Genomic DNA, 25,614 nt, shown 5'->3' with positions numbered 1-25,614 from the left:
AGACGCACATGTCCAAGTTCTGCCTGACCGTGACCTGCCAATCGGCCCGCGGCGTCGTCGCGGCGATCGCCGGCTACCTGTCCGAACAGGGCTGCAACATCACCGACAGCTCACAATTCGACGACCCTGAGACCGGCGGCTTCTTCATGCGCGTAAGCTTTGTATCCGAGACCGGCGCGACGCGCGACGAGCTCGAACAGGGCTTTGCCAAGGCCGCGCAGGGCTTTGGCATGGAGTACATGTTTTACGACGAGGCCCGCAAGATGCGGGTCGTCGTCATGATCTCGCGCTTTGGCCATTGCCTCAACGACCTGCTCTATCGCTGGAAGATCGGCGCGCTGCCGATCGACATCGCCGCGGTGGTCTCGAACCACATGGACTACCAGAAGCTCGTGGTGAACCACGACATCCCGTTCCACTGTATCAAGGTGACCAAGGCCAACAAGCCCGACGCCGAGGCACGGATCATGGCCGTGGTGGAGGAGGCCGAGGCCGATCTGATCGTGCTGGCGCGCTACATGCAGATCCTGTCCGATGACATGTGCCGAACGATGTCAGGCCGGATCATCAACATCCACCACTCTTTCTTGCCCAGCTTCAAAGGGGCCAACCCCTACAAGCAGGCGTTCCAGCGCGGCGTGAAGCTGATCGGCGCGACGTCGCACTACGTCACCGCGGATCTCGACGAGGGCCCGATCATCGAGCAGGACATCGTTCGCGTCACCCACGCGCAATCGGCCGAAGATTATGTCAGCCTCGGCCGCGATGTCGAGGCGCAGGTCCTGGCCCGCGCGATCCATTCCCATGCCAACCGCCGGGTCTTTCTCAACGGCGACAAGACCGTCGTCTTCCCGGCCTCCCCCGGTTCCTATTGCAGCGAGCGGATGGGCTGAGAGCTCTATCGTCCGGCACGACGCGGCCGTGCCGGACCCCTACGACAGAAATCGGACAAACCGATCGTCGCCCCCGCGGCCTCCAACCGACCGCATCCAGACCCAACACGGAGAGACCCATGACACGTATTTTCAGCCTGCCGATCCTCGTCCTGTCCGGCCTCATGGCCGGGACCACCGCGATGGCCCAGGACGGGCTCACGGTCGCCTATTTCACCGAATGGCCGATGCCGTTCCAATACGCCAAGGCTGAAGGGATCTATGACGAGACGCTCGGCCTGCCGGTGAACTGGGTCCGCTTCGATTCAGGCACCGCCATGTCCGCCGCCATGGCCGCGGGCAACGTGCAGATCGCGATCAGCCAAGGCGTTCTGCCCTTTATCGGCGCGGCCTCGGCGGGTCAGGACCTGCGCATCGTCGACATTGCCGCCTCCTATGCCGACAACGAGAACTGCGTCGTCGCCGCCGCCCTCGAGATCGACGCCGAGAACGCCGCGGAGCTCGAAGGCACGCGCGTCGCCGTGCCGGTCGGCACCGGGGCGCAGTACACCTTTCTGCAGCTGATGGAACATCTGGAGGTCGACACCTCGACCATGTCGATCGTCGACATGGCCCCCGCCGAGGGCGCCGCCGCCTTCTCGCGCGGCGACGTCGACATGGCCTGCGGCTGGGGCGGCGCGCTGGGGCGGATGATGGAATACGGCAACGTGCTGCTGACCGGCGCCGAAAAGGAGGAGGTCGGCATCCTCTCCTTCGATCTGACCACCACCACGGCCGGGTTCGCCACCTCCCAACCCGAGCTGCTCGAAGAGTTCCTCGCCGTCACCGCCGAGATGAACGCCAAGTGGAACGCGGGCGAGGACCGGGCCGAGATGCTGCCGGTCATTGCCCAAGACGCCGGCATGGAAGACGCCGCCGCAGGCGATGTGATCGACGACTTCACCTTCATCCCGGTCGATGCGCTGTTGTCCGACGAATGGCTGGGCGGGCGCGTTGGCAGCTATATCGACGGTGCCGCGGCCTTCTTCCACGAGCATGGCGCCGTGCCCACGCTTCTGCCCAGCTATGGCGAACTGATCATCATGGCACCGCTGCAGGACATCGCCACCAACTGAACCGGCGGAGGCGCGAAAGCGCCTCCCTCCCCCTGCCCACCGACAAGGGAATGCCCGGATGCCCGGATTGACGCTGAACAACATCTCCATGCGCTTCGACTTGCCCAATGGAAGCCACGTGCAGGGCCTGCAGGACGTGTCCTTGCATCTCGCCAAGGGCGAGCTGCTGTCGGTCCTCGGACCGTCGGGCTGCGGCAAGACCACGCTTCTCAACATCGTGGCGGGCTTTCTCGCGCCCACCTCGGGCGAGATCACGCTCAATGGCCACGCCGTGCGCGGCCCCGACGCCGAACGCGGCATGGTGTTCCAGGAAGGCGCGCTGTTCGAGTGGATGAACGTGCGCGACAACGTCTCCTTCGGGCCGCGCATGGCCGGGCGCCGCAAGTCCGACTACCTGCCCGAGGTGGACCGCTTGCTCGAAATCGTCGGGCTCAAGGATTTTCGCGACAAGGCGATCTACGAGCTGTCGGGCGGCATGCAGCAGCGCGTGGCGCTGGCCCGCTGCCTTGCCAACGACCCGGACGTGATCTTGATGGACGAGCCGTTGGGCGCGCTCGACGCGCTCACCCGCGAAAAGATGCAGGCGCTGGTCCTCAAGCTGTGGAAGGAGACCGGCAAGACCGTGATGCTGATCACCCATTCGGTCGAGGAGGCGCTCTTGTTGGGCGAGCGGCTGATCGTCATGGCGCCGCGCCCCGGCCGCATCCACAAGGAATACCGCCTTCCCTTTGCCGAGCTGGGGGCCGGAATGGACCTGAGAGAGGTGAAGAAACATCCCGATTTCGGCACGACGCGGGAGGAGATCCTGTCGATGATCTGGAACATGGAAGAAGAAATCATGGGTCACATGGAGCCCGCATCATGACCGGTATCGCAATCCTCCTCGTTTACGTGATGGCCTTCGTGCTGGCGGCCGCGCTGGCCGGTCTGCTGCGGCGCGGCAGGATACGGCGCGCCGATTTCAGCAGCCTCAAGACCGTAACCTTCGGCGACGAAAGCGCGATCCGTTCCGATCGCCTCGCCTCCATCGCCTCGGTCGTGGTGATCTTCCTGCTCTGGGGTGCCTTTACCGGCTCCAGGCTGGTGCCGCTGCACGTGCCCGGCCCCTTCGCGGGCGAGACCTCCTTCACCTACCAGTCCGAGAACGAAGGCGGGCAGCTCAGCGACGGGCGCGTGCGGATCGCCGTCGGCCCGGACGGAGCGCTTCCTGCCGGGGCCGAGACATCCGAAGATGTCGCTGTCGCGGTCCAGAGCGGACGCAACAAGCTGATCCAGCTGCCGGACGACGCGCGTGCGGTCTCGGTCAACGGCACCGGGATCGCGCCGGGTGGCGCGGTGCCGGTCGAGGACGGCACCGTGTCGATGACGGCCAAGGGCACGCTGAGCTTCGCCGCCGAAAGGGGCCTGCAGATGGAGCCGATCTGGCTGCCCTCGCCTGAAGCCGTGGTCGGCCGCTACATCGAGATCATGGCCAATGGCTACCAGAACTATTCGCTGTGGGAGCATATCGGCGCCTCGCTCCTGCGGGTGCTCGCCGGCTTTAGCTTGGGCGCGCTGGTGGGGATTCCGCTGGGCTACGCGATGGGCCTGTCGGGCTGGTTTCGCGGCTGGTTCGACCCGATCGTGGAATTCATGCGCCCGGTGCCGCCGCTGGCGCTGATCCCGCTCGTCATCATCTGGTTCGGGATCTGGGAGACCGGCAAGGTGGTGCTGCTGTTCCTCGCCGCATTGTGGGTGATGGCCATCGCGGCGCGGGCGGGGGTGTCCGGCGTCAGGATCTCCAAGATCCACGCCGCCTATTCGCTCGGCGCGTCGAAATGGCAGATCCTGCGCCACGTGATCGTGCCCAATTCCCTGCCCGAGATCTTCACCGGGGCGCGGGTGGCGATGGGCGTGTGCTGGGGCACCGTCGTCGCCGCAGAGCTTGTCGCGGCGCAGATGGGTGCCGGCATGATGATCATCGCCGCCGCGAAGTTCCAGCTCACCGACATCGTGATGATGGGCATCATCCTGATCGGCCTGATCGGCTTTGGCATCGACATGCTGATGCGACAGGCCGAGAGCCGGCTGGTCCCGTGGAAGGGGCGTGGCTGAGCCCTCCGCCACCGAAATGCCCGAAGGCCCGCTCGTGTCACGAGCGGGCCTTCGCCTTTTGCGGGAGCGCGGCCTTGATGCGAACCCGCGTCTCGCCCCAGCTACGCGTTACCTGCGCGGCGGACGCGCCTCGCGCTGTTCCTCGACGCTGAGCACGCCATCGCCGTTCCTGTCGCTGGCGTCGAACCGCTCGGCTTCGCGCTTCAGCGCATCGGCCCGCGATATGGGCCCGAACGCGCCCTGCCGCTCGAGTGCCGGGCGCTGCTTGCTTTTCTGCCCCTGACCCTGCGCCTCAGGCGGGCGGCCTTCGGGCCGGCCCGCGCGCGCTTCTTCGGCGCTCAACTGACCATCGTGGTTCTCGTCGGCGGCGTCGAACCGCTCGCCCGCCATCTTGAGCGCCTCGGCACGCGGCAGTGGCTTCATCTCGCGCGGCGGCTGCTGGGCAAAGGCCGCGCTGGCGGCCATGCCCGTCAGGGTGGCGATCGTGGCGATGATGCCGATCTTGCTTGAGAATTTCATTCTCGTCGTCCTTGCGAATGTAACGTCACCCCCGGTCTTCGCGGCGTTGCGCCGCGCCGGGGTTGCCCCTCAGATGGCGCAGTCCGGGCGCAGGAAACAGCACTGTATTGTCGCAAGATGTATGCGCGGCGACATCACGTCCGAGACCCGACCCACGGGGGCGCACCGCTCATTCCCTTGCCAGATAGGGCACAGGTCCGTGTGACAACCCGCAGTCCAATGAGGCATTCGCCTGGTGCGCCGGATACAATTCAGTGTCCCCATGCGCCCTTGCTCTACGACTGCATCCGGCGACCAGTTCGGTCCAGACCGAGTTATCGGATCTACGCTCCATGGTCTTGCCCCCGTTTCACCGGACGCTCAGGCGGTTGTGGCCTGCCCCAATCAAGTGATCCGGTTTCGGTCCTGGTGCATGAGGAGCCGGGACTTCACCCGTTCTTGGTCCGGGCGCCATGTGACTTTTCGGGCTGATCCGAGTTGAGCCGCAGAGGCGCTGGAGGTGAAGTTTTCCGGCGCCGAATGCGACCGGTGGTCATCGCAATCGATCCTTCACTCATTGATGCGTTGGCCGTCGACAGGAACCATGAGGCGTTCAGACACTCCTGCCGGAGCCGGGCACTGAAGGCTTCGATGTGGGCGTTGTCGCGGTGCTGGTTCTCGACTTTTTCTTCAAGACCGATCCGCGCTTCTGTTTTGTCGGGTTGCGGCCGCTGACGGCCGAGCGCTTTGGCATTGCGCGGTCAATCTCGTTCCGTTCGGCCTGTATTTCCTGCTGGCGATGCGGGCGCTGCACGGCGGCCTTTCAGTGGCGGGCCAGAGCGCCGCGGCGGAATACCTTCTCAACGTGCTGGCATTGATGGGCGGGTTTCTGGTGTTCCTCACCCTGCAATACGCGGTGCTATTCTCGACCGGTCAGCTGCTGACGCCGTCCGAGCCGCTGAACACCATCGTCATGTTCCAGTTCTTGCCGCTGCTGCTGATCGCGGCGCTCATCAGCACCTACAGCTGCCGCCGCACCGCGAGCTACGTGCCCGGCGCTCTGGTGAACGCGTTCTTCATCAGCTGGTACGTGGTGGCCGGACAAGCGACCCAGTTCGCTTACTGATGCAACCCGTGCTCCGGCCCCCTTCGGAGGGCCGGAGCTTCTTCTACCGCATGGGTTTGAGCCCTGAGGCATCGCCCTGCATGGGAGGTTGGGTGTTTCCGGACCTTTCCGCAGCACATGTCAGGGGCGAAGTCGCGCGCCGGTTCCAAAAGAACACCGGAAATCTTCCTTCGGCACGCTATCTGACCTGTCAGCCAGCAGCGATGGGAGATCCGAAATGGTAAAATCCTCGACCCCGCCTCGCCCCGGGCTCTCCCGAAGGAGCTTTCTCGGATCTTCGGGAGTGGCCGCAGCCAGCGCGGGTCTTGCCGCAGGGGCACAGGCCCAGACGCAGGATGCGCCCGCCGTAGCACCCGATGCGCACCCCAAGGTGAGCTTCACCCTCAACGGCAAGACGCGGACCATCACCGTCGAGCCGCGCACCTCGCTGGTCGAGGCGTTGCGCGACACGATCGGCATGACCGGCACCAAGATCGGTTGCAACCACGGCCAGTGCGGCGCCTGTACGGTCCTGCTGAACGGCCGCCGGATCAATTCCTGCCTGACGCTGGCGATCACCGTCGAAGGGGCCGAGATCACCACGGTAGAGGGGCTCGCCGATCCGGAAGGCAACCTGCATCCGATGCAGACCGCCTTCGCCGAGAAGGACGCGTTCCAGTGCGGCTATTGCACGCCGGGCCAGATCCTTTCGGCCATCGCCTGCATCGACGAGGGCCATGCCGGCTCCGCCGCCGAGATCCGCGAATACATGAGCGGCAATCTCTGCCGCTGCGGCGCCTATCCCAACATCGTGGCCGCGATCGAGGCCGTGCGCGACGGTCAGGAGGGCTGAGGAATGGACAACTTCGCATATTTCCGACCCGGCTCGCTGTCTGAGGCGATCGACATGGCCAGCGCCGAGGGGTGCGATGTCCTCGCTGGCGGCACCACGATGGTCGACCTGATGCGGCTCGACGTTCAGCGGCCTGACGGGCTCGTGGACATCACGGGCCTGTCCGAACTCGATGGTTACGAGATCGGCACCGACCGGCTGCGCTTTGGCGCGCTGGCCCGCATGGCCGAGGTCGGTGACGACGACGCGCTGAAGGCCGCCTGTCCGGCGCTGACCGAAGCCCTTTGGAAGGCGGCGAGCCCGCAGCTGCGCCATGCCGCCCGGCTCGGCGGCAACGTGCTGCAACGCACCCGCTGCCCCTATTTCCGCGACACCGCCTATGTGCAGTGCAACAAGCGCGATCCCGGCTCGGGCTGCGCGGCACTCGATGGCGGCGTCACCTCGCTGCACGCGATCCTGGGCGGCTCGGAGAGCTGCGTGGCCATGTATCCCGGCGATTGGGCGCAGGCGCTGATCGCCTTCGATGCCGAGGTGAAGACCATGGGCCCCGGCGGCAGCCGCACCATTCCCTTTGCCGACCTGCACCTCATGCCCGGTGACACGCCCGAGGTCGAGACGATCCTCGAGAGGGGCGAGATCATCACCGCGATCGAGGTGCCGGTGATCGGGGCGATGCGCGGCTCGCATTACCTCAAGGCGCGCGACCGCGAGAGCTATGCTTTCGCCAGCGCCTCCGCGGCGGTCGGGTTGGAGATGGAGGGCGACAGCGTCAAGGATGCGCGGATCGCGCTCGGTGGCGTCGCGTCGGTGCCATGGCGCGCCTCCGCCGCCGAAGACGTGCTGCGCGGCGAGGTGTTCAGCGAGGATCTGGCGCGGGAGGCGGGCCGCGTGGCCTTTGCCGATGCCGAGCCGCTGGAGCACTCCGCCTACAAGATCCCGCTTGGTGCCGATGTGGTCGCCGGCGCGCTGATGACTGCCCATGCCCGCGCGAAGGGAGAGAACTGATGGCCCAGACGATCAACACCGAGGTCACCCGCACCGATGCGCCGCGCAAGGTCACGGGGGCCGCGCATTACGCCGCCGATTTCACGCCCGCAGGCATGCTGCACGGCGCGCTTGCCACCTCGCGCATCGCGGTCGGCACGCTCACCGGCATCGACACCTCGAAGGCCGAGGCCGAGCCGGGCGTCGTCGCGGTGTTCACCCATGACAACCTGCCCGACTACAAGACGGTGAAGGGCTTTTATGCCGGCGGCCCCGGCTCGGCGAGCTTCTGGCCGATGGAGGGGACCGAGATCCGCTATGCGGGCCAGCCCATCGCCTATGTGGTGGCCGAGACGGCGGCGGCAGCCCGGCGCGGCGCGCAGCTGATCGAGCCCACCTATGAGGAGGGCGAAGCCAGCATCACCATGGACCCCTTCGACAGCTTCGTCATCGGCGCGGGCGAAGACAGCAAGGGCATGACCGTCACCAGGGGCGACGTCTCGGCGGGCCTGTCGGAGGCGGCCCAATCGGTCGACGTGGAATACGTGACACCGTTCCAGCATCACAACCCGATGGAGATGTTCGCCGCCACCGCCGAATGGCGCGGCGACCGGCTGACGGTCTGGATGCCGTCGCAATCGGTGCGCACGCTGCGCCATGGGATCTCCAAGGCCTATGGCCTGCCCGAGACCAGCGTCCGCGTCGTCTCGCCTTTTGTCGGTGGTGCCTTCGGCTCCAAGGCCGGGATCACGCCCTATACCATGCTGACCATCGCCGCCGCCAAGGCGGTGAACGCGCCGGTGCGGCTCATCGTGACGCGGCCGCAGATGTACACGGTGGCGACCTTCCGGCCCGAAAGCGTGCAGAAGTTCCGGATCGGTGCCGACGCCTCGGGCAAGCTCACCGCCTTCGAGCATATCGAGATCGCCCAGACCTCGCAGTTCGACGAGGTGGTGAACCCCGGCACCCACATGACGCGGGCGATGTATGCCAGCCCCAACATCCATACCGAGCAGCGGCTGTCGCGCTCGGACACCAACACCGGCGGCTTCATGCGCGCGCCCAATGAGATGCAGACCTTCTTCGGGCTTGAATCCGCGATGGACGAGCTGGCGCTGAAGCTCGGCATGGACCCGGTCGAACTGCGCCGCGTCAACGACACCCAGACCCACCCCGTGGCCGAGGTGCCGTTCTCCTCGCGCTCGCTGATGGAGTGCTACGACGCAGCGAGCGCAAGCTTCGGCTGGGCCGGCCGCAACCCGGAGGTGGGCAGCATGACCGACGGCGACTGGCTGGTCGGCTATGGCTGCGCCACGGCGACCTATCCGACCAACGTGTCGCCTTCTGCGGCGCGCGTGCGGATGCAGGGCACCGGCCACGCCTTCATCGAGCTGGCCGCGCATGACGTGGGCACCGGAAGCTACACCATCTTCGCGCAGATCGCCGCCGCCCGGCTCGGGCTGCCGGTCTCGGCCTGCGACGTGGTGATGGGCGAGGCGCATCTGCCGCTGGCACCGATCTCCGGCGGCTCGACCACCGCCGCCTCTGCGGGATCGGCGGTACATCTGGCCTGTCTCAATGTCGCAGCACAGGTGGCGCGGGAGGTGAGCCAGATGTCGGACAGCCCTTTCTCGGGCGTCGACCCCGAGCGGATCACGCTCGTAGACGGCGTGCTACGCGGCCCCGAAGGCCAGAGCCAGCCGCTTCTGGAGGCGCTGTCCTCGACCCCGCGCGGCGAGGCCACGGCAGAGGGCGAATACCGCCATCCGGCGCTGACCGACGAGGCGCTGCGCCTAACCTATCAGGGCGGCTATGGCGTTGCCGGACCGGTGACGCCCGAAAAGGCGATGTTCGCCTTCGGGGCCGAGTTCGCCGAGGTGCATATTCACCGCTGGACCCATGAGATCCGGGTGCCGCGGCTGCACGGCGCCTTCGCCGCGGGCACGTGGCTCAACCGCAAGACCGCGCATAGCCAGCTGATGGGCGGCATGGTCTGGGGCATCGGCTCGGCGCTGCACGAGGTCACGGAGGTCGACCTGCCTCGCGCCCGTTTCCTCAACGCCAACATCGCCGAGTATCTCGTGCCGGTGAACGCCGATGTGCGCGAGGTGCGGGTCGAGATGCTGGAGGAGCAGGACGACTACGTGAACCCGCTCGGCGTGAAGGGGATCGGCGAGCTGGGGATCGTCGGCACGGCCGCCGCGATCGGCAACGCGATCCACCACGCCACCGGCAAGCGGCTGCGCAAGATCCCGATGCGGATGTCCGACCTCGTTTGACCGAGACCATGCGCAACGCATGTCTTGAATGGCTCCCGGCGGCTTCAGCCCAGATGTCGGGGCCGCTGGTAGCGACGGGTCATCTCCGCCGAGGCGTGACCTAGCTGTTTCTGCAGGTGGCCTCGTCGATCTTGGCCGACGAGGCCAGGCCAGCGCGCAGCGAATGCCGGGCGTCCGGCGTTCGGCTTCGGGGAGGTCGGGACGCAAGCCAGCGGCCAGCGCCGTGCGCTGCACCAGTCGCGCCACGTGACGGTCACTCAGGCGGCGGTCGAGCACATGGCTATCGTCGCGGCTGACGGACATGAAAATTGGTCCGAACTCGATCTTCGCGAACTCCAGCCAGCGCTCCAGCGCCCGCACCGGGCAGGTCGCGGCGCTCGAGTCGCGGGCGATCTCGATCTCCCGCCAACCGGTCTTGCCTCGCAGCCCGACGAGCGCGCCGGCGTCGAGGATCTCGACCCAGCCGCTGCCGTCGATGGTATCGTCGCGATCGCGGACCAGCCCGACGATCTCGGAGCGTCGCAGCGCCCCGGCAAAGCCCACCAGCAGCATTGCGCTGTCTCGCAGCCCGCGCAGGTCGTGGCCCAGCGTGGCGAGCATCGCCCGAAGCTCGTCGGGTCCGATTGCCTCCTTCTGCACCGGTAGCCGAGCATGGCAGCGGCGGATGCCGGCGAGAATGGATGCGATGTGGCGGTTGCGACGGTCGAGCCGGAAGCCGCGCTGCGTGTAGCCCCAGGAAAGACCCGCCAGTCGGCGTTCGATCGAGGCAACCGAGAGCGCGCGGGTCTTGCCGGTCGGAGCGGCGAGATCGGTGATGTAGAGCCCGATCAGTTCGGGCGAAGGGGGCAGGGGGTCGGCGCCCTTCAGCCGGCACCAGCGCGCGAGGGCCGTCCAGTCGCGCGTATAGGCCCTCCGGGTGTTCTCGGCTACGGGCTTGGTCGGCATAGCCTCGCGCGGTGTCGACCAGCCGGTCGAGCGTGCCGGAGCCTGCAATCTAATCGGGCAGGGCGAGCGGCGTATCGGGGTTTTCATGTGATCCGGTCATGCCGAGTGACCAACCATTTTCATGTCCGACAAACCAAGATTATCGGACATGACGGCGCATTGCCAAGTGCGACGTATGGCAGGCCGAAACACGATTAAAAGCGCCGCGACCCGGATGCGCCTGCCGCATGTCCATGCTTCCGCTCCCCGACCTTTCCGCGTCCCCTTGGCCCGCTCCGCTGGTCTGGTCGATTGCGGGTCGCGCCACCGGCCTCGAAGACGCGGTGGACCGCGCGATTGCGGACCTGGCGCATTTGCAGGCCTTGATGGCTCAACCCGGCCGGCCGCAGGACCTATGCCGCGACCGGCTGGCGCTTGAGGCGGCAGTGGCAAATGTGAGGGTATCGTGCCGGCCAAAGAGCCTAACGCGCCGGGGCGATCCGCTTAAGCCCCCGGCAGAGGTCGGCCTCAGGACAGCTGCGTCACGACCTTGGTGAACACGTAGGACTCGATCGCCTCGGGACCACCTTCCGAACCAAAACCGGAGTCCTTGATCCCGCCTAGGGGCAGCTCAGGCAGGGCGAGCTTGGTGTGGTTGATGGCGAGCATGCCCGTCTCGAGGTCGTTTTGCAGGATCTGCGATGTTCGAATCGATGTCGTGTAGGCATAGGCTGCCAGCCCGTAGGGCAGGCGGTTCGCTTCGGCCACAGCGTCCTCGATGTCGTCGAAGGCCGACAGCAGGGCGACCGGGCCGAAGGGCTCCTCGTTCTGGATGCGCGCCGCAAGTGGAACATTCTCGAGCAGCGTCGGGCGATAGAAGTAGCCGGGCCTGTCGATACGCTCGCCGCCAGTAAGCACGGTCGCGCCCGCCGCAACGGCCTCGGCGATGATGGAGGTGATGGCCTCGACGCGGCGCTGGCTGACGAGCGGTCCCATGGAGGTGCCCGGTTCGATGCCCGCGTCGGGCGAGATTTTTTCGGCCTCCGCGCGCAGGGCGGCGACGAAGCGGTCGTAGATGCCACGCTGCACTAGGATGCGCGTCGGCGATATACAGACCTGACCGGCGTTGCGGAACTTGAACGCTGCCAGATCGCGCGCTGCGGCTTCGACATCGGCATCGTCGAACACCAGCACCGGGCTGTGGCCCCCTAGCTCCATGGTAATCCGCTTCATGTGCTGCCCCGCGAGCGCGGCGAGCTGCTTGCCGACGGGAACCGATCCCGTGAAGGACACCTTGCGTATGGCGGGATGCGGGATGAGGTGGTTGGCGATCTCGGGTGGGTTGCCGTAGACGAGATTGAGCGCGCCCGCAGGCAAACCGGCTTCGGTCAGCACGTTGGCAAGGATCGTAGGGCTGGCTGGCGTGTCCTCCGGCGGCTTGGCAACGACCGTGCAACCGGCAGCAAGCGCGGGGGCGATCTTGCGGACCAGCTGCGACACCGGGAAGTTCCAAGGGGTGAAGGCTGCGATGGGGCCGACGGGATGCTTGAGCGCGAGCTGCATGACGTTTGGATCACGCGCGGGAATGACACGGCCATAAATCCGCTGCGCTTCCTGCGAGAACCACTCCAGCAGGTCGGCGGCCATGCCCAGCTCGAGTTTGGCCTCGGCCAGCGGTTTGCCCATCTCGAGCGTGAGAACCGGCGCATCCGTGTCGATACGCCGGCGCAACAGCTCGGCTGCCCGGCGCAGGATCGCCGCGCGTTCGATAGCGGGTGTCTTGCGCCACACCTTGAAGGCCTCCGCGGAGGCGCTCACCGCCTCGTCCAGATCGGTCGGAGTGGCCACGGCGTGATGACCGATGACATCGCCGGTGGCCGGGTCGAGGATCTCGGACCGCGCGCCATCGGCCGAAGCGCGCCAGGTGCCGTTGATGAACAGTTGGATATCAGTGAGCATGGGTGTTTCCTTCGGACTGGAGGTGGTCACGGCAACACGAGCTTCGTGAACAGAATGATGCCGGGAAAGGCGACAAGCAGCGCGATGATCGCGATGTCGGCGAGGATGAAATAGGTGACCCCGGCGAAGATCGTGCCAGTGGAGACGCGGTCTCCCATCACCCCCTTCAGCACGAAGACGTTCAGCCCGATCGGCGGGGTGATCATGCCGATCTCCAGAAGCTTGGCGACGAGAACTCCGAACCATAGCCGATCGATCCCCGCAGTCTCGACCAGAGGTAGCAGGATCGGCAGGGTCAGGAGCATCGCTCCGATGGGCTCGAGGAACATGCCGAGGACAAGATAGATCGCGGCGATCGCCAGTATCAGCAGCAGGGGCGATATGCCCGAGCCTACTACGAGATCGGTGATGGACTCGCTTACGCCGGAAAACGTGAAAAACCGCGTGAGCATGCTGGCGCCGACCGCTATGATGAAAATCGAAGACGAGATCGCCAGCGTTTCCATCAGCGATGACCATATCCCCTGCAGGGTAATCGAGCGCCGTGCGAAGGCGATGACCAGCGAAAGGGCGGCACCGACCCCGCCAGCTTCGGTAGGGGTGAACACACCAGCGAACAGGCCGCCGAAGACGCCGCAGACGAGCACTAGCACTGGCCAGACCTCGCGCAGCGAAGCGAATCTCTCGGCCCAGCCGATATCCTCCTCGGCGACAGGGGCCAGATCGGGATTGAGCAGGACGCGGATCACGATCACCAGCGTGTAGGCCACTACCGTAATGAGCCCGATCACCGAGCCTGCAAGAAACAGCTGGCCGATCTGGACCTGCGCGATGATGCCGTAGAGGATGAACAGTATCGACGGCGGGATCAGGGCGCCGATGGTTCCAGCGGCGGCGATGGCTCCGGTCGCAAGCCCCGCATCATAGCGATAACGCAGCATTTCGGGCGCCGCGATACGCCCCATCGAGGCGGCGCAGGCGATCGAGGAGCCGGTGACCGCGGCAAAGCCCGCGCATCCCAGAACTCCCGCGACGGCCAGCCCGCCGGGTAGGGCGGAAAGCCACATCCGGGCAGCTTTGAACAGGCCCTGGGTCAGCCCGGCGTGATAACAGAAAAACCCCATCAGGACGAACATTGGGATCGACGAGAGATGCCATGTCGCGGTGAAGCTGTAAGGGATGACGCCGAGCGCGCCCAGTGCGGTCTTGAACGATACGAGGGTCGATATACCGACGAAGGACACCGATATCAGCGCGATAGCGATCGGCACGCGCAGCGCGATGAGCGTCAGAAGAATGGCGATGCCGGCGAAACCGACTTGTATATCAGTCAATGGAAGCCCCCTCGTCGTGGGTGTGCGCGGCGCCTTGTGTGAGGGCGGAGGGATCTTCGATCCGCATCAACTGGGCGACGAGCCGCCACACCAGGACGAGGGTGAGGAGGGCCGTGCCGGCGGGCAGGATGAAGTAGGAGGGCCAGACGGCCACCTTGACGCCCTGTTCGTAGCTGAACGATCCGATCGCGTATTTCTTGACCGCCTCGCCCCACGACGCCCAGCTCATGGCAGCGAAGACGACGACTCCCAAGGCGGTCGCGAAGATCGTGAGGATGGCACGCAGGCCGGCCGGTAAGGCCGTGTACAGGATCTCGACCGAGATGTGCCCCGTCTGTCGCTCGACGAGGGCGAGAGGCAGGAAGGCGGCGACGACCATGTAATACTGCGATACGATGGGGATCGTGCCGGGCAGGGGGCGGTTGAAGACGAATTTGCCGACGACGTCCGCCGTGATGTGCAGCATCATCAGGGTGATCGCGACCGCACCGATTGCGCCATAGGCCGCGATCAGGGCGCGCAGGACCTTGTCAGATCTGTGCATTTTGGCTTCCCGAGATTGAAGGAAGGTGGGCCGCCTGTCCGGCCCACCGGTCGGATCACTTCATGCCGTAGGTTTCGGCATCGACCTTGGAGAAGACCTCGGTCCACAGAAGGTCGGTCATCGCTTCCTTGTCGTCATAGACTTCCGCGGTCAGGCCCTTCCACTTTTCGATCAGCTCGACGATAAGGTCGTACTTCACGTCGACATCTTCGAGCCCGTAATCATCCTGGAAACTCGCCTTGATGACGGCGGCGTCTTCGCGCACGAATTCCTCGGTGGCCTGGATCAAGTCGGCGGGAGCCTCGATGATCTCGGTTCCGTTCGCCCGCGCCGTCTCGATGTCCTTGGCAGAGGCTTCGTGGTACTTCACAGTGATCACGGCGGAGTTGAACGCCGAAAGGCGCAGCAGATCGGCGCGGTGCTCTGCCGAGAGCGCGCGCCATGTATCAAGGTTCACATTCATCGCGCCGACACCGGCGAAGCTGCCACCGGGGAGGCCCAGCGTGATGTAGCGCGTGACGTCGAACAGCTGCAGGTTGCCGAGTTCGGCGGCCGAAATCATGGTGCAATCGACCACGCCCTGCGACATCGCCTCGTATATGTCATTGGCCGGGAGCGAGACTTTCGTGCCACCCAGCTTCTCGGCCCAACGCCCCATCGAGTCCATTGAGGAGCGCATCTTCTTGCCCTTGATATCTTCGATGCTGCGCACCGGGGCGGTGCAAAGCTGGACGTACTCCGGCGTTCCAATCCCACCCAGGTAGACTTGGTTCTGCGCGGTATATTGTTGGCGGCAGTCGTCGCAATGCAGCATGACATACTCGCTCATCACCCCGGCCATCACGGCACCGGAGGATTTGGTCGAACTGCCGGTCGTCACGAGCATCGACATGTTGGATGGCAGGTTAGTTTCCGAAAATTCGGCAGGATAATAAGGGGTGATGATGTATCCGGCATCCGCCATGCCGTCACGTACGCCAGGCGGGGTTTCCTTAAGGTCGAGCAGCGACAGCTCGTAGACCTTGAGTTCGAGATCCGTCTCGGCCTTCAGCCGCTCATTGAACTCTCCAACGCCTTCGGTCGCGGCGCCGCCCGGCGGAAAGCCGATGGCATAGCGCAGGGTTTCCGCCTGTAGCGTGCCGGGCAACCCCATCGCGCACACCAACGATACCGAAAGTGCCAATCCCTTGTAGGTCTTCATGATGCTTCTCCTCCACTGTTATCAATCGGCGGCCGCTTCGGGGCCCTTCGACGTTTGGTCAGCCTCGAGGATGGCACGACCGATGATCCTGCCCTCCTGCAGCTCGTTCAGCACATCGTCGGCGGCCTCGAGCGGGTAGCGCCGGGTTGGGATGGGGCGGATATGACCCTGCCGGGCGAGCGCCATGAGTTCGCCGAATTCGGTGAGCGATCCGGTGTAGCTGCCACGCACTGTCACGGATTTGAGCGGCAGCATCGGCAGCGGCCAGGGCGCGGCGCCGCCGAACAAGCCGACGACGATGATCGTGCCGCCCTTGCCTACCACGTTCATCGCGAATTCGGCCGTGGGCTCCGCGCCTACGAAATCAATGACGGCGAGCGGCGCGCCGCCGCAGGCTGCGTGAACTTTGGCGACCGCGTCCGCTTCGGTCGGATCTACTGCGGCAATGGCGCCTGCTTCGAGCGCTGCCGCGCGCTTGTCCGCCGCTATGTCGACCACCACCGGCATCATGAGGTTCTGAGCCTGCAGCAGTTGCAGGCACATGAGCCCAAGCCCGCCGGCGCCGATTAGGACGGGGGGCTGCTTGCCCGAGGTCTCCGAGATCTTCTTCAGCGCGGCAAAGGTCGTGAGACCCGAGCACGCGAGGGGAGCAGCTATTTCCGGCGCGAGGCCGCTGGCGTCGAACAGGTATCGGGGATGGGGTACACGGATATGGCTGGCATAGCCGCCGTCCCGATGGACGCCCATGAACGCCGGAGTGGCGCAGAGTTGTTCGTTGCCGGCAGCGCAGGTGGCGCAGCTGCTGCAGCCGCTCCAAGGGTAGATGGCATAAGGTGTGGTCGTGTCGATCTCGCCGGCCTCGGGCCCCACGGCTTCGACGTTTCCAGTGACCTCGTGCCCGGCGATGACCGGCAGAGACATGCCCCGATCGGCATAGTTCATACGGCGTCCATGCCCGAGGTCGAAGCCCCCTTCGCGGATGTGAAGATCGGTATGGCAAACGCCCGCTGCAGTTACGCGCAGGATGACTTCGGTGCCCTGCGGCGTCATATCAGGGCGATGCTCGCCCTCCAATTTTTGACCAAAGGTGCGAAGGCATTGGCAATGCATGATTTCTCCTCCCAACAGGAGACGGTTTCCGGTCCGAATGCGAGTTGCTCCCGTTTTGAAGGGGTCCGGACCGTGTCTCATCTCGCTCCTACGCGCCACCGCCTTTCAGCGGCCTCCTATGGCGGAAGGCAGACGAATCTCCTCTTTCAAAACCCTAGCCGAAATATTCTTTATGGGGAATTGCTTTCTGACAGGAGAATAAAGGCGTCGGTCTTTAATTGACGTCGGCATCTCGGGTATGTGAGCAAGTCTCTGATTTTTTGTTAAAAACCGCAGAGTTCTCCGAAACGGCCTGCTGGTCGGGCGCGGGTTTCCTTCGGAGTCATGCGTAAGCCATAGGACACGCCCCCGCAGAAAACCTCCGGGAGCGGCTGGCGTCGTCGCCTTTTGTGGGCTCAAACCGGATCCCAGTTGAACACGTCGGCTGAGACGTCGAGTGGCACGTAGCTCGATTTCAGCGAAGCCATCGCATGGCGCGTCACGCTGTCGATGTCCCAGCCTTCGCCGCGATGGACGGCCCGCACCGGACGCGGCTGGGACATCAAGAAGATCTCGTTGTTGCGCACCGCAAAGATCTGGCCCGTGGTCTCGGCGCCTTCGTCCGAGGCGAGATAGAGCGCGACCGGCGCGATCTTTTCGGGCTTCATTTCCTTCATCCGATCGACGCGCTCCTGCTGCTCGGGGGTGTCGACCTTGATCGAGGAGGTCATGCGGCTCCAGGCGAAGGGGGCGATGCAGTTCGAGCGGATGTTCCAGCGCCTCAGATCGAGCGCCATGGATTTCGACAGCGCCGCGATACCGAGCTTTGCGGCGGAATAGTTGGCCTGTGCGAGGTTGCCGATCAGGCCGGAGGTCGAGGTCATGTGGATCAGGCTGCCGGAGTTCTGTTCGCGCATCACCTCCGACGCGGCCCGGCTGACGTTGAAGGTGCCGTAGAGATGCACTTTCACGACAGCGTCGAAGTCCTCGTAGGTCATCTTGTGGAAAAAACAGTCGCGCAGGATGCCCGCATTGTTGACCACGCTGTCGAGGCGGCCAAAGACGCTGACGGCCTGTTGCACCATGTTCTTCGCACCTTCGGGGTCCGAGACATCGTCGCCATTGGCGACGGCGACGCCACCCGATCTTTCGATCTCGGCCACGGTGTCCTGTGCCGCGGCGCTGGACTCGCGCTGGCCTTCGAGAGATGCGCCGATGTCGTTGACGACGACTTGCGCCCCGGCTCTTGCGGCCTCCATCGCGATGGCGCGACCGATGCCGTTGCCGGCACCGGTCACCAGCATGACCTTGCCATTGAGGGGTTTCATGTCGGGCATATCTCCTCCGTTCGTGTGTGTTTCGAGTGGTTTCTCGAGGGGCACGGCCTCGAACCTGACCGCATCACATTATTCCCCTATCAGAATATCATTTACTATACAGAATACAATCTGTAGAACAAGGGAGGATGCAGTTCGTGCCAAGGGGAGGACCAACCATGGCGACAGGTGTGGACGACGATGTCTTCGAGCAGCTCGTGGAAACGGTGGGTCGTTTCGCCCGCGAACGGCTGATTCCGGCGGAGCGCCGGGTCGAAGAGGAGGACGCGATCCCCGAGGAGATCGTGACCGAGATGAAGGAGATGGGGCTTTTCGGGCTGTCCACGCCCGAGGAGTTCGGCGGCATCGGCCTGAACGTGCCGCAGGAGGCGCGGCTGATCGAGGCGCTATGCTACGCCTCGCTAACCTTCCGCTCGCTGATCGGCACGAATGTCGGCATCGGCTCGCAGGGGATCGTCATGGACGGCACGCAGGCGCAAAAGGAGCAATGGCTCCCCGGCGTGGCGAGCGGCGAAGTGATCGCCTCGTTTGCACTGACCGAGCCCGACCATGGCTCGGACGCGGGCGGCATCCGTACTTCGGCCAGGCGCGACGGCGATGATTTCATCATCAACGGCACCAAGCGCTACATCACCAATGCCGTGCGCGCCGGGGTGTTCACCGTCTTTGCGCGGACGGATGCCGAAAAGCCCGGCGCCGACGGGGTCTCGGCCTTCATCGTGCCCGCGGACACGCCCGGCATCACCGTGGCCAAGCCCGACCGCAAGCTCGGCCAGCGCGGCACCAAGACCTCGGACGTGATCTTCGAGAACGTGCGCGTGCCCGAAAGCGCGATCCTGGGCGGGCCGGAGCGGCTGCATCAGGGCTTTCGCACCGCGATGAAGGTTCTGGACCGGGGCCGCATCCATGTGGGCGCGATGGCGGTGGGCCAGAGCCAGCGCATGCTCGACATCGCCACCGATTACGCGCTGGAGCGCCGCCAGTTCGGCAAGCCGATTGGAGAGCATCAGCTGGTGCAGGGCATGATCGCCGATTGTCAGGCCGAGCTGCAGGCGGCACGCGCGCTCGTCCGGGCCACGGCCGACACCTTCGACCGCGAGGGCAAGGCCATCCTCGAGGCCTCCTGCACCAAGTATTTCTGTACCGAGGCCGCCGGGCGCATCGCCGACCGGGCGCTGCAGATCCATGGCGGCGCGGGCTACATGGCGGAATACGATATCGAGCGGCTCTACCGCGATATCCGGCTGCTGCGGATCTACGAGGGCACCAGCCAGATCCAGCAGCTCGTCATTGCGCGCCGCACGCTGGCGCAGAGGGCGGGCTGAGCATGGCCGCGCATTTGCCCCGCAGCTTTGACGAGATGCCGCCGCAATCCGCGTTCTCGGCGCTGCTGGGGATCGAGATCGTGACCTGCACACCCGAGGAGGTCGTGTGCCAAATGCGGGTGACCGAGGCGATGGGCAACCGCAACGGCGTGCTGCATGGCGGCGCGATGATGACGCTGGCCGACACGGCGGCGGGCACCGCGTCTTTCATCAACAGCCCCGCCGAGATCTCCAACACCACGGTCGAGGCGAAGACCAACTTCATCCGTCCGGTCAAGATCGGCGACACGGTCACCGCGCGCTGCGCGCCGGTCCACGTGGGGCGCAGCACGGTGGTGCTTCAGGTCACGCTGACGCGCGGGGACGGCAAGATCGTCGGCTCGACCTCGCAGACGCATCTGTTTCTGGGCTGGAAAGACTGAGACGAAGGGGAGGGACGAATGACCGAAACTGAAATCGCGAAGCTTGGGCCGCAGGCCGCCTATGAGGCGCATCTGGCGGCGGGGCGGTTCATGATCCAGCGCGCCGCGAGCACGGGGGAATACGTGTTCTGGCCCAAGGTGACATCGCCGAGCGGTGCCACGGACCTCGAATGGGTCGCGGCCAAGGGCACCGGGACGGTCTATGCGATCACTGTGAACCGTGCGCGCGCGGGCGACTACAACGTCGCACTGATCGAGCTCGAGGAGGGCGTGCGCATGATGTCGACGCTGCCCCAGGTGGAAACCGCCGAGATCGGCGCGAGGGTCAGGGCACGGATCGAGGATGCCGGGGACGCGCCTCGCGTCGTCTTCGACCTCGCGGGCGAGGGCGCGGCATGAGCGCGGAGGACCTTCGGGGCAAGAGTGCCATCGTCGGCATGGCCACCGCTGGCATGGGTGCGGCGCCGGGGTTTTCGGCGATGGAGCTTCTGGGGCAGGCGGCGGTCAAGGCCGTCGCTGAGGCCGGGTTGAAGCTGCAGGACATAGACGGCGTCTTCGCCGCGACCAGCAGCCATGCCTTCCCGACCATGAGCGTTGTCGAATATCTCGGGCTCAGGCCAAGGTTCTTCGACGCCACCAACGTCGGGGGCTCCAGCTTCGAGATGCACCTGCTGCAGGCCACGCTGGCGCTCGAGGCCGGGCTGTGCGACGCGGCGCTGGTCTGCTACGGCTCGAACCAGCGCACGGCGGGCGGGCGGCTCGTGTCGATGAGCGAGCCGCAGTGGCACGAGACCCCCTACAATCCGCGCCACCCGATCACCGCCTATGCGTTGGCCACGAGCCGGCACATGGCCCAATACGGCACGCGGCGCGAGGATCTGGCGGATGTGGCGCTGGCCGCGCGCAGCTGGGCCAACCTCAATCCCGAGGCCTTCGCCCGCGGACCGCTCACCAAGGACGAGGTGATGTCGGCGCGGATGATCTCGGACCCGCTGAGCAAGGCCGATTGCTGCCTCGTCACCGACGGGGCCGCGGCCTGCGTGCTGGTGCGCGCGGACCGAGCGAGGGACCTGCCGGGCAAGCCGGTCTATTTCCTCGGCGCAGGCGCCGCGAATTATCACCGCTCGATCGTGGCGATGCCCGATCTCACCACCACCGCCGCCGCCGAGAGCGGGCCGCGCGCCATGCGGATGGCCGGGGTTACGCAAAAGGACATGGATCTGGTGATGGTCTATGACGCCTTCACCATCAACACGATCCTGTTTCTCGAGGATCTGGGCTTTTGTCCCAAGGGCGAGGGAGGGCGCTTCGTTCAGGAGGGGCGCATCGCACCGGGGGGCGAGCTGGCGGTCAACACCAATGGCGGGGGCCTGTCTTGCGTGCACCCCGGCATGTACGGGCTGTTTCTCATCGCCGAGGCGGTGGCGCAGATCCGCGGCGAAGCGGGCGAGCGCCAGATCGCCGATTGCGACCTCGCGCTGTGCCACGGCAACGGCGGCACCCTGTCGAGCCAATGCACCGCAATTCTCGGATCGGAGGCCGTCCTGTGACCAGTCTTTCGCATATCGACGGGCTGATCGCCCCGAAATCCGTGGCCATCATCGGCGCCTCCGACGATCCGACCCGGATCGGCGGCCGCCCGATCGCGGCCATGCTCAGGGCGGGCTACGAGGGGCGCATCCTTCCGGTCAACCCCAAGCGCGACACGGTTCAGGGCCTGCCCTGCTACGCCAGCGTCGATGCCCTCCCCGAAGCGCCCGAGGCGGCGCTGATCGCGGTGCCGGCCCGGCTGGTCGCGCAGACCATCGAGGCGCTCGGCCGCAAGGGATGCCGGACCGCGACGCTGTTCTCGGCGGGATTTGCCGAGATGGGCGAGGCGGGCGAGGCGGCACAGCGCGATCTGGTGGCGCTCTCGCAACGGCACGGCATGCGGCTTCTCGGGCCGAACACGCTTGGCGTCTACAACGTGGACATCGGCTATTTCGGCACCTTCTCCTCCTCGCTCGATACCGGGCATCCGCGCCCCGGCAACATCGGCATCGCCAGCCAGTCCGGTGCCTTCGGCGCGCATTTGGGCGCTCTGGCGCGGGATCGGGGGCTTGGCGCTTCGGTGCTCATCACCACCGGCAACGAGGCCGACATCACCGTCGCCGACGCGATCCGCTGGATGGCCGAGAGCGACGCGATCGACGTGATCTGCACCTACATGGAGGCGATCAACGACGCGCCTGCGCTGCTGGCGGCGCTCGACGTGGCGCGCGCCGCCGGCAAGCCGGTCTTGATGCTGAAATCGGGCCGCTCGGCGGTGGGGGCGCGCGCCGCTGCCTCGCACACCGCGTCGCTCACCGGCGATGCCGTGGTCGCGGATGCGGTGCTCTCGGATCACGGCGCGATCATGCTGACCGAGCCCGAGACGATGATGGACATCGCCTATGTCGCCTCCAAGGGCGTGCGGCCCAAGCAGCATGCCCTCGGGGTGGTCACGGTCAGCGGCGGCGCGGGGATCGTCATCAGCGACGAGGCCGAGCGCATCGGCCTGCCGATGCCCGCCATGCCGGAGCCCGCGCAGGCCCGGCTGCTGGAGGCGCTGCCCTACGCTTCCGCCGTCAACCCGCTCGACTGCACGGCGCAGGCGCTCAACGAGCCCGCGCTTCTGGAGCAGTTTACCCGCGCGGCCCTCGAAGAGGGCGGCTACGGCGCGGTGCTGTGCTTTTTCACCTATGTCGCGGGAAGCCGGTCCATGTCGGACGTTATTCTCGAGGCGATGGCCCCTCTGCGCGCCGCCTATCCTGACCGCATCATCGCCTTCTGCGCCCTCGGGGACCCGCAGGTGCTGCACCGCTACGACGAGGCGGGCATCCTCGTGTTCAACGATCCCTGCCGCGCGGTGCGCGCGCTGGACGCGCTGCTGCGGCTCGGCGCGGCGCAGGACGCGCCCCGCACTGTGCCGCCCATACCCGAGCCGGTGACCCTGCCCGCCCAAGGCCTCGACGAGGCCGAAGCCAAGCGCCTGCTGGCCCAAGCGGGCATCACGGCCGCCCCCGAACAGGCGGTGCAAAGCGCTGATGCCGCGATCGCGGCGGCAGAGGCCTTCGGCTATCCGGTGGTGATGAAGATCCTGTCGCCGGATATCCTGCACAAGTCGGATATCGGCGCGGTGAAGCTCGGGCTTGGCGATGCGCAGGCGGTTCGCGCGGCCCATGCCGAAGTCCTGGAGGCCGCGAAAGACCACGCCCCCGAGGCCAAGGTGACCGGCGTTCTCGTCGCCAAACAGCTGACGGGAGGGGTCGAATGCTTGATGGGGATCAACCGCGATCCGACCTTCGGGCCGGTGGCGGTCTTCGGGCTCGGCGGGATCTTCGTCGAGCTTCTGAACGATGTGGCGCTGCGCGCCTGTCCTTTCGATGCCGCCACGGCGCGGGAGATGATCCTGTCGATCCGCGGCGCCGCGATCCTTCGGGGCGCGCGCGGCACCGCGCCCGCCGATATCGACGCGCTGGCCGAGATGCTGTCGAAGCTGTCGCTTTTTGCGGCCGCCGCGGGGGACAGGCTGGCCTCGATCGATCTCAACCCGGTTCTCGCGATGCCGGAGGGGCAGGGGGCCTATGCGCTCGACGCGGTCATCGAGCTTAACGCAGGGGAGGCGCGCGCCGATGGCCATTGATCATGACCACCTGATGAATTTCGACATTCCGCAGGTGCGGCAAAGCTACGGGCCGGAGGAGGTGGCGCGCTTCGGGCTGACCGTGGGGCTGGGGCAGGACCCGATGGACATGCGCCAGCTGGCTTATGTCGGGGCGCTGGCAGACGACATCCGCGCCATGCCCGCGATCGTCAACGTGCTCGGTCATCCCGGCTTCTGGCTCTCAAACCCTGAAACCGGGGTCGATGCGCTCCGGCTGGTGCATGGCGAACAGGGCCTCACCATTCACAAGACCATCCCCGCCACGGCCAGCATCACCGCCAAGACCCGCGTCACCGGGCTCGTCGACAAGGGCGAGGGGCGCGGCGCGCTGCTCTATTATGAAAAGCGGATCCTTGAGGCCGAAAGCGGCGACTGTCTGGCGACCTGCCGGGGCACGACCTTCCTGCGCGGCGATGGCGGCTTTGGCGGCCCATCGGGGCCGGTGAAACCGGCGCACCGCCTGCCCGATACCGCGCCGGACCATGTGTTCGACACGCCCACCCGGCCCGAGCAGGCGCTGTCCTACCGCTGGAACGCCGATCCCAACCCGCTGCATCTCGATCCGCGCGTCGCCGCCCGCTCGGGCTTCGAGCGTCCGATCCTGCACGGGTTGTGCAGCTTCGGCTTTGCCGCGCATGGGCTGCTGGCGGTGCTGTGCGACTACGACGCCGCGCGCTTCGGCGCGATGGACGCGCGTTTCACCGCGGCGGTCTATCCGGGCGAGACGCTGCGCACCGAAATCTGGACCGACGGCTCGTTCCGGACCCGCGTGCTGGAGCGCGACATCCTCGCCATCGACAACGGGCTGTTCAAGCACAGGCAGGCATCATGAGCATCGACATCGAGACGGGCGGCGAGGGGCTGCGCAGGATCACCCTGAACGAGCCCGACCGGCGCAACCCGATCGCCCATCACAGCCGGGCCGAGCTTTGCGCGGCACTGGGCGAGGCCGCGACGGATGACAACGTACGCGCAGTCGTCCTGACCGGCGCGGGGGGCAATTTCTCGGCCGGTGGCGATATCCGCGATCAGGGCGAGCGCAGCCTCGGGGCACACCGTGAACGCTTTGCGGTCATCGCCGACATGGTGACCCGGATGGCGCGGTTCCCCAAGCCGCTGGTGGCCTCGGTCGAGGGCTGGGCGGCGGGCGGTGGCTTCGCGCTGGCGCTGGCCTGCCCGACGGTCGTCGCCTCGCGGGAGGCGCGGTTCATCGCGGGGTTCACCAAGATCGCGCTGATGCCCGACATGGGCCTGCTAAGCACGCTGCCCGCGCGGATCGGCCCGGCGCGGGCGCGCCACCTGCTTTTGAGCAACCGCATTGTCGAGGCCCCGGAGGCGCTCGAACTGGGGATCGTCGATGCGCTGGCCGAGCCCGGAGAGGCGGCGCGCATGGCGGGCGAGATGGCGCTGAAGGAGGCTGAAGGTGCCGCCCTGCCGCGTCAGTTCATCCTCGACTGGTTCGCGCGGGATCTGGCCGCCGCCCTCGAATACGAGGCGACGCTGCAGCCCATGCTGCTCGACAGCGACGATGCTGCGGAGGGCCGGGCGGCCTTTGCCGAAAAGCGTCGGCCCGTGTTCCGGGGCCGATGATCGCGAATGAGCCGACCGGCACACTGCCGCCACGTCGGTAGATGCAGGAAAGGCCCGCTTCTGTAGAAGCGGGCCTTTCTTCTGCCGCGGTTCGACATGTCAGCAGTCAGTTGCGAACACCGATGATCGAGCGGCGTGCTACAGCTTCTCGGTCAGCTCCGGCAGCGCGGTGAACAGATCCGCGACGAGGCCGTAATCGGCGACCTGGAAGATCGGCGCCTCCTCGTCCTTGTTGATGGCGACGATGACCTTCGAATCCTTCATCCCCGCGAGGTGCTGGATCGCGCCCGAGATGCCGACCGCGACGTAGAGCGCGGGCGCCACCACCTTGCCGGTCTGACCGACCTGCCAGTCGTTCGGCGCGTACCCTGAATCCACCGCCG

At 66.1% G+C, this 25,614-nt stretch carries 23 protein-coding genes and 2 pseudogenes; 15 read left to right on the top strand and 10 right to left on the bottom strand.

All coding sequences use genetic code 11. The features are described from left to right. The first annotated feature begins 8 nt into the window (after positions 1–8). From purU to ACJASC_RS15920, 4 genes are all read left to right on the top strand, one after another. Positions 9–893 carry a formyltetrahydrofolate deformylase gene (gene purU / locus ACJASC_RS15935; RefSeq protein ID WP_415146870.1) on the top strand — a complete coding sequence of 295 codons (885 nt, stop codon included), beginning with the start codon at positions 9–11 and terminating at the stop codon, positions 891–893. Between the two features lie 119 nt (positions 894–1,012). Beyond that, complete coding sequence (locus ACJASC_RS15930; protein ID WP_415146869.1) at positions 1,013–2,008, top strand: taurine ABC transporter substrate-binding protein; 996 nt, start codon at positions 1,013–1,015, stop codon at positions 2,006–2,008. Positions 2,009–2,066: 58 nt separating this feature from the next. Further along, positions 2,067–2,873 carry a taurine ABC transporter ATP-binding protein gene (locus ACJASC_RS15925; protein WP_415146868.1) on the top strand — a complete coding sequence of 269 codons (807 nt, stop codon included), beginning with the start codon at positions 2,067–2,069 and terminating at the stop codon, positions 2,871–2,873. Between the two features lie 5 nt (positions 2,874–2,878). Beyond that, the gene (locus ACJASC_RS15920) at positions 2,879–4,102 is read left to right on the top strand and encodes an ABC transporter permease (RefSeq protein ID WP_415146876.1); all 1,224 of its coding nucleotides are present in this window, start codon (positions 2,879–2,881) and stop codon (positions 4,100–4,102) included. A 108-nt stretch (positions 4,103–4,210) separates the two neighbouring features. On the opposite strand, the gene ACJASC_RS15915 is transcribed toward ACJASC_RS15920, so the two are convergent. Beyond that, positions 4,211–4,621 (bottom strand): CREC-EF hand family protein, encoded by a 411-nt coding sequence (locus tag ACJASC_RS15915; protein WP_415146867.1) that lies wholly within the window; start codon positions 4,619–4,621, stop codon positions 4,211–4,213. Positions 4,622–5,181: 560 nt separating this feature from the next. Then, positions 5,182–5,265: pseudogene (locus ACJASC_RS17425) on the bottom strand (integrase core domain-containing protein); the annotation flags it as partial. A gap of 134 nt (positions 5,266–5,399) precedes the next feature. Here ACJASC_RS17425 and ACJASC_RS15910 point away from each other — a divergent pair. The 4 genes from ACJASC_RS15910 to ACJASC_RS15895 all read left to right on the top strand — a co-directional run bounded on the left by ACJASC_RS15910 (position 5,400) and on the right by ACJASC_RS15895 (position 9,821). After that, positions 5,400–5,726 (top strand): hypothetical protein, encoded by a 327-nt coding sequence (locus ACJASC_RS15910; protein WP_415146866.1) that lies wholly within the window; start codon positions 5,400–5,402, stop codon positions 5,724–5,726. 217 nt (positions 5,727–5,943) lie between these two features. Next, on the top strand, positions 5,944–6,558 hold the full coding sequence (locus tag ACJASC_RS15905; RefSeq protein ID WP_415146865.1) for a (2Fe-2S)-binding protein: 615 nt from the start codon (positions 5,944–5,946) through the stop codon (positions 6,556–6,558). 3 nt (positions 6,559–6,561) lie between these two features. Continuing rightward, positions 6,562–7,563: an FAD binding domain-containing protein gene (locus ACJASC_RS15900; RefSeq protein ID WP_415146864.1), complete on the top strand. Its 1,002-nt coding sequence runs from the start codon at positions 6,562–6,564 to the stop codon at positions 7,561–7,563. Next, positions 7,563–9,821: a xanthine dehydrogenase family protein molybdopterin-binding subunit gene (locus tag ACJASC_RS15895; RefSeq protein WP_415146863.1), complete on the top strand. Its 2,259-nt coding sequence runs from the start codon at positions 7,563–7,565 to the stop codon at positions 9,819–9,821. Before ACJASC_RS15900 ends, ACJASC_RS15895 begins: the two co-directional genes overlap by 1 nt. A gap of 44 nt (positions 9,822–9,865) precedes the next feature. Here the strand turns inward: ACJASC_RS15895 and ACJASC_RS15890 are convergent. From ACJASC_RS15890 to ACJASC_RS15860, 7 genes and pseudogenes are all read right to left on the bottom strand, one after another. Beyond that, positions 9,866–10,815: pseudogene (locus ACJASC_RS15890) on the bottom strand (tyrosine-type recombinase/integrase). Between the two features lie 458 nt (positions 10,816–11,273). After that, on the bottom strand, positions 11,274–12,734 hold the full coding sequence (locus ACJASC_RS15885; protein ID WP_415146862.1) for an NAD-dependent succinate-semialdehyde dehydrogenase: 1,461 nt from the start codon (positions 12,732–12,734) through the stop codon (positions 11,274–11,276). Continuing rightward, positions 12,731–14,038: a TRAP transporter large permease gene (locus tag ACJASC_RS15880; RefSeq protein ID WP_415146861.1), complete on the bottom strand. Its 1,308-nt coding sequence runs from the start codon at positions 14,036–14,038 to the stop codon at positions 12,731–12,733. The genes ACJASC_RS15885 and ACJASC_RS15880 overlap by 4 nt, the downstream gene beginning before the upstream one ends. After that, on the bottom strand, positions 14,031–14,582 hold the full coding sequence (locus ACJASC_RS15875) for a TRAP transporter small permease (RefSeq protein WP_415146860.1): 552 nt from the start codon (positions 14,580–14,582) through the stop codon (positions 14,031–14,033). Before ACJASC_RS15875 ends, ACJASC_RS15880 begins: the two co-directional genes overlap by 8 nt. A gap of 55 nt (positions 14,583–14,637) precedes the next feature. After that, positions 14,638–15,783 carry a C4-dicarboxylate TRAP transporter substrate-binding protein gene (locus ACJASC_RS15870; protein WP_415146859.1) on the bottom strand — a complete coding sequence of 382 codons (1,146 nt, stop codon included), beginning with the start codon at positions 15,781–15,783 and terminating at the stop codon, positions 14,638–14,640. Positions 15,784–15,804: 21 nt separating this feature from the next. After that, positions 15,805–16,893 (bottom strand): alcohol dehydrogenase, encoded by a 1,089-nt coding sequence (locus ACJASC_RS15865; RefSeq protein ID WP_415146858.1) that lies wholly within the window; start codon positions 16,891–16,893, stop codon positions 15,805–15,807. Between the two features lie 395 nt (positions 16,894–17,288). Beyond that, positions 17,289–18,209 carry an SDR family oxidoreductase gene (locus ACJASC_RS15860; protein WP_415146857.1) on the bottom strand — a complete coding sequence of 307 codons (921 nt, stop codon included), beginning with the start codon at positions 18,207–18,209 and terminating at the stop codon, positions 17,289–17,291. Between the two features lie 158 nt (positions 18,210–18,367). On the opposite strand from ACJASC_RS15860, the gene ACJASC_RS15855 reads away from it, so the two are divergent. The 7 genes from ACJASC_RS15855 to ACJASC_RS15825 are packed head-to-tail and all read left to right on the top strand — an operon-like array spanning position 18,368 to position 25,231. Continuing rightward, on the top strand, positions 18,368–19,534 hold the full coding sequence (locus ACJASC_RS15855; RefSeq protein ID WP_415146856.1) for an acyl-CoA dehydrogenase family protein: 1,167 nt from the start codon (positions 18,368–18,370) through the stop codon (positions 19,532–19,534). 2 nt (positions 19,535–19,536) lie between these two features. Then, the gene (locus ACJASC_RS15850) at positions 19,537–19,956 is read left to right on the top strand and encodes a PaaI family thioesterase (RefSeq protein ID WP_415146855.1); all 420 of its coding nucleotides are present in this window, start codon (positions 19,537–19,539) and stop codon (positions 19,954–19,956) included. A gap of 18 nt (positions 19,957–19,974) precedes the next feature. Further along, a complete protein-coding gene (locus ACJASC_RS15845; protein ID WP_415146854.1) occupies positions 19,975–20,355 on the top strand; it encodes a Zn-ribbon domain-containing OB-fold protein in 381 nt (126 codons plus the stop codon). Then, the gene (locus tag ACJASC_RS15840; protein WP_415146853.1) at positions 20,352–21,506 is read left to right on the top strand and encodes a thiolase; all 1,155 of its coding nucleotides are present in this window, start codon (positions 20,352–20,354) and stop codon (positions 21,504–21,506) included. Before ACJASC_RS15845 ends, ACJASC_RS15840 begins: the two co-directional genes overlap by 4 nt. Continuing rightward, positions 21,503–23,620, top strand: coding sequence for an acetate--CoA ligase family protein (locus ACJASC_RS15835; RefSeq protein ID WP_415146852.1), 2,118 nt, complete (start codon positions 21,503–21,505; stop codon positions 23,618–23,620). The genes ACJASC_RS15840 and ACJASC_RS15835 overlap by 4 nt, the downstream gene beginning before the upstream one ends. After that, a complete protein-coding gene (locus tag ACJASC_RS15830; protein WP_415146851.1) occupies positions 23,610–24,473 on the top strand; it encodes a MaoC/PaaZ C-terminal domain-containing protein in 864 nt (287 codons plus the stop codon). The genes ACJASC_RS15835 and ACJASC_RS15830 overlap by 11 nt, the downstream gene beginning before the upstream one ends. Further along, entirely contained in the window at positions 24,470–25,231 is a 762-nt protein-coding gene (locus tag ACJASC_RS15825; RefSeq protein WP_415146850.1) for an enoyl-CoA hydratase/isomerase family protein, read from the top strand. The genes ACJASC_RS15830 and ACJASC_RS15825 overlap by 4 nt, the downstream gene beginning before the upstream one ends. 138 nt (positions 25,232–25,369) lie before the next feature. On the opposite strand, the gene ACJASC_RS15820 is transcribed toward ACJASC_RS15825, so the two are convergent. Then, positions 25,370–25,614 (bottom strand): electron transfer flavoprotein subunit alpha/FixB family protein (locus tag ACJASC_RS15820; protein WP_415146849.1); only part of this gene is annotated, 245 nt, incomplete at its 5' end.

This window comes from Limimaricola cinnabarinus, from assembly GCF_047631075.1.
Taxonomy (GTDB): Bacteria; Pseudomonadota; Alphaproteobacteria; order Rhodobacterales; family Rhodobacteraceae; genus Limimaricola; species Limimaricola cinnabarinus.
The sequence above is the reverse complement of the archived record's forward strand: the minus strand, read 5'-3'. Positions and strand labels throughout refer to the sequence as shown.